Source organism: Rhodoferax sp. (assembly GCF_039922535.1).
Taxonomy (GTDB): Bacteria; Pseudomonadota; Gammaproteobacteria; order Burkholderiales; family Burkholderiaceae_C; genus Rhodoferax_B.
In genome coordinates this window covers 1-6,261 of the sequence record NZ_JBDTEM010000309.1, presented here as the reverse complement: position 1 = coordinate 6,261, position 6,261 = coordinate 1, and the positions used below count along the sequence as shown (strand labels likewise).

The window sequence follows — 6,261 nt, the reverse complement described above, 5'->3', positions numbered from 1 at the left end:
TCCGGGACACCTGCCTGGCCCGGGCCATCTCGTCGCGGTGCGCGGTGTCGGTGAGGTCGCGCAGCTCGTCCTGTGCCACGACCAGCTGCTGGCGCAGCTCGGCGCCCACCCGGTCCCGCTCCACCCGTGCAGCCTCCGCGGTGTCGCGCTCGCCCAGCAGCTTCAAATCGAACACGGCCCGCAGGGAACGGCCAATCAGGCGCTGGATTTCCTGCGTGCGGCCGCTCTGCTTGCCGCGTGCGGCTTCGCGGTCGCTGCGGGTGTGGGTGGCGCGCGGCAGCATGCCGTATTCGGCGGTGACCCAGCCTTCACCGCTGCCCTTTTTGTGGCCCGGCACTTTTTCTTCCACCGAGGCGGTGCACAGCACCTTGGTATTGCCAAACTCGATCAGCACCGAGCCCTCGGCGTGGATGGTGTAGCCGCGGGTAATGCGCACAGCGCGCAATTGGTGGGCAGCACGGCCGCCGCTACGGATAAATTCGGTCATGGTGTGGACTTCAAAAACATAAAACACCCCGTTTTTGGGGAGCGAAAACTCAGACGCGTTTTGCGGCGGCCTTGCGGATGGCTTCGTTGATTTCGGCGATGGAGCGTTCGATAGCCGCATCGTCCAGATCGTCGATCAGGCTGTCCGGCCCACGCGGCTGGATGGACGAGGCAAACACGCCTTCCTGGATCGAATCGGTGGAGATGCCCCGGGTGGACTCGAACATGTCCGGGGTTTCCCACTCGATGGCCAGCACGGTGACGTTGTCGCTGCGGGCACCCGCCTTGCGCAGCGCCTGCTCGACCAGGTCGGGCACGGCCTGCGACACCGGGCCGCTGGCCAGACCGCGCACGATGGTGGCATCGTCCAGGCTGTCCCACAAGCCATCTGAGCAGAGCATGATTTTGTCGCCCTGGTGCAGCGCGATGGGGCCGGTGGTGTCGAACTGGGGTTTGACGGGCGAGCCCAGGCAGGTGTAGAGCACGTTGCGGTTCACCGTGTGGGGCAACTGCGCCCCACCCTCGGCACGGTGCTGTTCGGCGTAGGAATGGTCGCGCGTGCGGGTCAACAGTACACCGTCGCGTACCACGTACAGCCGCGAATCACCGCAGTGCACCCAGGTGGCGCTATTGCCTTGCACCACGGCGGCCACCAGAGTGGTGCGCGGGGTGTCGAGCATGCCGTGTTTGGCGGCATAGCGCAGGATCTGGTCGTGCGCCGACAGAAGCGCGGCGCTGAGAAATGCAGCCGCCTGGGGCAGCAGCGGGCGGGCTTGTTTTTGGTACAGGGCGGACAGGCACTGCAACGCCATTTGGGCCGCCACCTCGCCTTCCGGGTGCCCGCCCATGCCATCGGCCAGCAGGAACAGGCCGGAAGCGCGGGTGTAGCAATAGCCCATGCGGTCTTCATTTTTTTCACGGCCGCCCTTGCGGCTGACCTGGAATACCGAAAACTTCACTTGGGCGTGGCCCCGATGCCAGTGGCTTCGCGCACGTTTTTCTTGGTGTCGGACACCAAAGTATCGAACTGCAGGCGCAGCTTCTCGGCCACGGTCAGCTTGGTGTAGCGGCGCTCGCCTTCGCGGCTGAGTTCTTTTTGCAGCGCAAACACCGACTGCGGGCGCGACAGTGGGTCGATCGACATGCACCATTCGACCACCTCGATCAGGTTGTCCGAATAAATGCCGCGCAGCCGCGACAAGGCCAGGCCGATGCGGTCTTTTTCCAGCCGCTGCGGCGCTTCGTTGGGCGGAAAGCCCTGCATGCAGGCGTAGATGCAGGCACCGATGGCGTAAATGTCGGTCCATGGCCCCATGGAGGCATCACGCCGGTACATCTCGGGGGCGGCAAAGCCGGGGGTGTACATGGGGCGGATGAAGTTGCCTTCTTTGTTCAGCACCTCGCGGGCCGCGCCGAAGTCGATCAGCACCGCCTTGTTGTCGTCGGTGATGAAGATGTTGGCGGGTTTGATGTCCAAATGCAGCATCTTGTGCTGGTGCACGATGCGCAAGCCCCGCAAAATTTCGTCAAACAGGCTGCGGATGGTGGATTCGCGGAACACCTTTTGCTTGCGCTGGTCGCGCGAGGTGATGATGAAGTCTTGCAGGGTCGCACCCTCCAGGTAATTCATCACCATGTAGACGGTTTCGTTCTCGCGGAAGAAATTGAGCACGCTAACCACCGACGGGTGCGAGATCTGCGCCAGCGAACGGCCTTCTTCAAAAAAGCTCTTCAGCCCCAGCCGGTATAGCGATAGCTTTTCGGGCTGCACCTGCGGCAGCAGCTCGCCGACTTCGCGGGTGGCCAGGCTGCTGGGCAGATATTCCTTCACCGCCACCTGGACACCATCGGCCCCCACCGCCAGGTACACCACCCCAAACCCGCCCGACGAGAGCCGTCGCACGATGTGGTAGCCCCCGATCGCGGTGCCGGGCGGAAGCGTAGCCGGTTTGTTTTTGGACATAAATAGGCAGGGGGAGCGGGGAAGCGGTGGAAGGCAGGTATTCTCGGGCCATTGCAACGATATGTACCTTCTCAATGCCAGTTTACAGCATGACCGGCTACGCCAGTGCCCAGCACAGCAGCGCCACCGCCACCCCAGAAACCGAGTCCAAAAGCACGGCTGCACGCCGCTTGGGGATCGAAATCCGCTCGGTCAACAGCCGCTTTCTGGACCTGAGCTTTCGCCTACCCGACGAACTGCGTAGCCATGAGCCCGCGCTGCGCGAACGCGTTATGGCGCAGCTCAAACGCGGCAAGGTGGAAGTGCGCGCCGCCATTGAAACCACCACCTCGGGCAGCCTGGCCACGCCGTCGCCCCAGTTGCTGCAACGGGTCAATTCGCTGCAAGACTCCATCAAAGCCTGGCTGCCCCAGGCCGCCGCTTTAAGCGTCGCCGACATCCTGCGCATGGCTTCCAACGAGCAAGCCCCCACCAACGACTGGGCCGACGATGTGCTGCCACTGGCCGACACGGTGCTGCAATCCTTGGTGGCCGCCCGCCAGCGCGAAGGCGAACGCCTGACGACCATGCTGATCGGCCACCTGAAGCAATTGCGCGCCCTGGCCGAAAAAGCCCTGCCGCTGGTGCCCCAGCTGGTGGAGCAGCAACGCCAGCGCTTCATCGAGCGCTGGAAAGAAGCCATGGCCCTGGCCGAAGGCGCTACCCTGCCCGAGGCCGCCCAAGACCGCGCGCTGACCGAGGCCACCGCCTTCGCCATCCGCATCGACGTGGCCGAAGAGCTGACCCGCCTGCATTCGCACCTGGACGAGATGGAGCGCATCCTCAAAAAGGGCGGTGAAGTGGGCAAACGCCTGGACTTCTTGATCCAGGAACTGCACCGCGAGGCCAACACCATGGGCTCCAAATCGGCTGCGCTGGAACTGACCCGCATCTCGGTAGACATGAAGGTGCTGATTGAGCAGATGCGGGAGCAGGTCCAGAACGTGGAATGATTGGACTCCCCCCCGGGCCACGGTACTGCGCTGGCCTTGGAAAAGGCCAACCGGTTCGGGATGCCTAAATTTATAGAGAATCAACTGCTGGCACAGACTCCACCTGCGCCAGCAGCTATTCAATATATAGCACTTACCCGTAAAAATAGTGCTAGCGCGCCATCTGCGCAAAGGCCAGATCGGGCAGCGAAAGTGTGGCCTCGGCCACATCCAGCAGGCGGCGGTTCTGGTCCATAGAGGTTTTTTGCAGCATCCTGAAAGCGGCTTCTTCATTGATGCCCAGCCGGGCCATCAGCATGCCCTTGGCGCGTTCGATGACCTTGCGCTCATGCAGGGCACGGCGGGCCGCATCCAGTTCGGTTTCCATGCTGGCCATGCGACCGGATTGCGCCTTTAACAGGTCGCGCAGTGCGGCAGATTCGCTGGCCGGGTTGACCGCCGGTTCGGGCGAGGCGCTCGGTGGGGTGCCGGACTCAAAAAACCGGTCTACCGCATGCGTGCGCGGCGGCGGGTTGTCACGCAGGCGGCGCAGCAGACCCTTGGAGTCTTGCAGGTCCTGCTGGGCCTCCAGAATGCGTGCCGCGCAGTCCTCACGCAGACGCTTGACCACCTCCACCTGCAATTGCCACAGCGCATTGATGCGCTCGGTGCACACGCTAAACCAAGCATCGCTGAGGTTGCTGTCCAGTGCTGCACCGGGCTTGGCGATGCACAACGTGCGCCGCAGACGCTCCAACTGCGCAATGCCCGGCACCAATTGCTGCTGCTCCCAACGGGTGCGCAGTGCCGGTTCGGCGAATTCAGCAAATACCTGCTGGCTGCGTTCCTGCGCCTCGATCAGGTGCACCACGCGCTGCTGCTGCGCTGCATTGCCCTGGCCGGAAGCGTACATCAGCCCACCAACCGCCCGTTCCTGGCCCGCCTCTTCCTGGGCCTGTACCAGGTGCAGCAAGGCCACCAACAGGCGCGAGACGCTGGGCAGCCCGGCTACATCGGCCACATGGAAAACCAGCTCGATCAGCCCGGCAATCAGGTGGCTGAAAGCGGCCACCGCATCGTGGGCATCCATGGCCTGGAGTGCGATCTGGCTGCGCAGCGCCGCCAGCGCGTCCAGGCCCAGCAGAGCCCAGGCCATCAGAGACAAGGTCTTGGCCGTAGCCCCTTGGGCGGGTTCCACGTAGCCGGCACACACCGCGCGCAACCGGGTTTCCAGCGGCTCCACCTCGCCAACGATCTGGCGGCGCATATCTGCAAAGCGCTGCGCCTTCGACGCCAGGTAGATGCTGGAAGCCCCCCGCTCGCGCTGCAGACCTTGGATCAACTGGCCAATGGCATCCACCAGCTCGGCCCGGCTGGCCAGCTGGCGTACCGCATCCATCTCCAACTGCTTGGCCCGCAGCACGAAAGCCGAAACGGGCAAAGCTCCAGCGGACAGGGTGGCGGCCAGCTCAGCCATACTTTCAGCCCAGGGCCACGCTGACGCGGCCTGCGGCGATGCGCACACCGTGGGCGCGCACCGACTGTTCCGGCGTTTCCAGGCATTCGCCGGTGCGCAGGTCGAAGTGGTTTTTGTACAGCGGCGAGGCCACGACGGTGCGGTCGCCCAGGTTGCCCATCAGGCCGCGCGACAGCACGCTGGCACCCGATTTGGGGTCTACGTTGTCAATGGCGAAGAACTGGTCAGCCCCCAGGCGGAACACCGCCACGTGCCGGCTCTCCACCAGCGCACACACGCCGGTGCTGGGCAAGATGTCATCCACCGCGCAGATGTCGGTCCAGGTCAAAGTATCGGTTGTCATGGTGGTGTCCTTGCAGATTAAAAGGAAGCCGCTTCGACAGCGATGGCTGCCGATGGGCGTTCGTCCACACGGGCTGGGCGGATTTGACCACGCTCTTCCACGAAGATGACATGCTCGTCTATCTTGTCGCTGTTCACAAACGAGCGGAAGCGTTTGCGGGTTTCGGGGTCGGTCACGGCGGTCTTCCATTCGCACTGGTAAGTGTCCACCACGTGCTGCATCTGCGCTTCCAGCTCGGCGCACAGACCCAGGCTGTCTTGGATCAGCACATCCTTCAGGTAGCCCAGGCCACCTTCCAGATTTTCACGCCAAGTGCTGGTGCGCTGCAGGCGGTCGGCGGTGCGCACGTAGAACATCAGCACGCGGTCGATCATGCGCACCAGGTCTTCCTTGGACAGGTCGGAGCCAAACAGCTCGGCGTGGCGCGGCTTCATACCGCCATTGCCGCAGATGTACAGGTTCCAGCCCTTTTCGGTGGCAATGATGCCGATGTCCTTGCCCTGCGCTTCGGCACATTCGCGGGTGCAGCCCGACACGCCAAACTTGATCTTGTGCGGTGAACGCAAGCCTTTGTAGCGGTGCTCCAGCGCCACGGCCAGGCCCACGCTATCGCCCACGCCGTAGCGGCACCAGGTGGAACCCACGCAGCTTTTCACCGTGCGCAGCGACTTGCCGTAGGCGTGGCCCGATTCAAAGCCCGCGTCAATCAGCGCCTCCCAGATGGGCGGCAACTGCTCGACGCGTGCGCCGAACAAATCGACCCGCTGGCCGCCGGTGATCTTGGTGTACAGGCCGTATTTCTTCGCCACCTGGCCGACGGCGATCAGGCCGTCTGGCGTGACCTCGCCACCCGGCATGCGCGGCACCACCGAGTAAGTGCCGTCTTTCTGGATATTGCCCAGGTAGTAGTCGTTGCTGTCTTGCAGACCGGCCAGGTCGCGTTGAAGCACAAAATCGTTCCAGCACGATGCCAGCACGCTGGCCGCCACCGGCTTGCAGATGTCGCAGCCCAGGCCGGTGC

At 63.6% G+C, this 6,261-nt stretch carries 6 protein-coding genes and 1 pseudogene; 1 reads left to right on the top strand and 6 read right to left on the bottom strand.

Annotated features, from left to right (window positions below):
- The 3 genes from rph to ABI213_RS14650 all read right to left on the bottom strand — a co-directional run.
- A partial coding sequence (rph, locus tag ABI213_RS14660) for a ribonuclease PH (RefSeq protein ID WP_348027651.1) occupies positions 1 to 487 on the bottom strand: 487 nt, incomplete at its 3' end.
- A gap of 49 nt (positions 488 to 536) precedes the next feature.
- Positions 537 to 1,445 carry a PP2C family serine/threonine-protein phosphatase gene (locus ABI213_RS14655; protein ID WP_348008271.1) on the bottom strand — a complete coding sequence of 303 codons (909 nt, stop codon included), beginning with the start codon at positions 1,443 to 1,445 and terminating at the stop codon, positions 537 to 539.
- Complete coding sequence (locus tag ABI213_RS14650) at positions 1,442 to 2,449, bottom strand: serine/threonine-protein kinase (RefSeq protein WP_348008270.1); 1,008 nt, start codon at positions 2,447 to 2,449, stop codon at positions 1,442 to 1,444. Before ABI213_RS14650 ends, ABI213_RS14655 begins: the two co-directional genes overlap by 4 nt.
- 74 nt (positions 2,450 to 2,523) lie before the next feature.
- On the opposite strand from ABI213_RS14650, the gene ABI213_RS14645 reads away from it, so the two are divergent.
- Positions 2,524 to 3,441, top strand: a complete 918-nt coding sequence (locus tag ABI213_RS14645) for a YicC/YloC family endoribonuclease (RefSeq protein WP_348008269.1) — start codon at positions 2,524 to 2,526, stop codon at positions 3,439 to 3,441.
- Positions 3,442 to 3,592: 151 nt separating this feature from the next.
- Here ABI213_RS14645 and ABI213_RS14640 read toward each other — a convergent pair whose 3' ends face one another.
- From ABI213_RS14640 to ABI213_RS14630, 3 genes and pseudogenes are all read right to left on the bottom strand, one after another.
- Positions 3,593 to 4,897 (bottom strand): nitrate- and nitrite sensing domain-containing protein, encoded by a 1,305-nt coding sequence (locus tag ABI213_RS14640; protein WP_348008268.1) that lies wholly within the window; start codon positions 4,895 to 4,897, stop codon positions 3,593 to 3,595.
- 4 nt (positions 4,898 to 4,901) lie between these two features.
- A complete protein-coding gene (gene nirD, locus ABI213_RS14635; protein ID WP_348008267.1) occupies positions 4,902 to 5,240 on the bottom strand; it encodes a nitrite reductase small subunit NirD in 339 nt (112 codons plus the stop codon).
- A 17-nt stretch (positions 5,241 to 5,257) separates the two neighbouring features.
- Positions 5,258 to 6,261, bottom strand: a pseudogene (locus ABI213_RS14630) (nitrite reductase (NAD(P)H)); the annotation flags it as partial.

Coding starts and splice junctions, on each gene's coding strand:
- ABI213_RS14650 (WP_348008270.1), bottom strand. CDS start 2,449: ATGTCCAAAAACAAACCGGCTACGCTTCCGCCCGGCACCGCGATCGGG.
- ABI213_RS14645 (WP_348008269.1), top strand. CDS start 2,524: ATGCCAGTTTACAGCATGACCGGCTACGCCAGTGCCCAGCACAGCAGC.
- ABI213_RS14640 (WP_348008268.1), bottom strand. CDS start 4,897: ATGGCTGAGCTGGCCGCCACCCTGTCCGCTGGAGCTTTGCCCGTTTCG.
- nirD (WP_348008267.1), bottom strand. CDS start 5,240: ATGACAACCGATACTTTGACCTGGACCGACATCTGCGCGGTGGATGAC.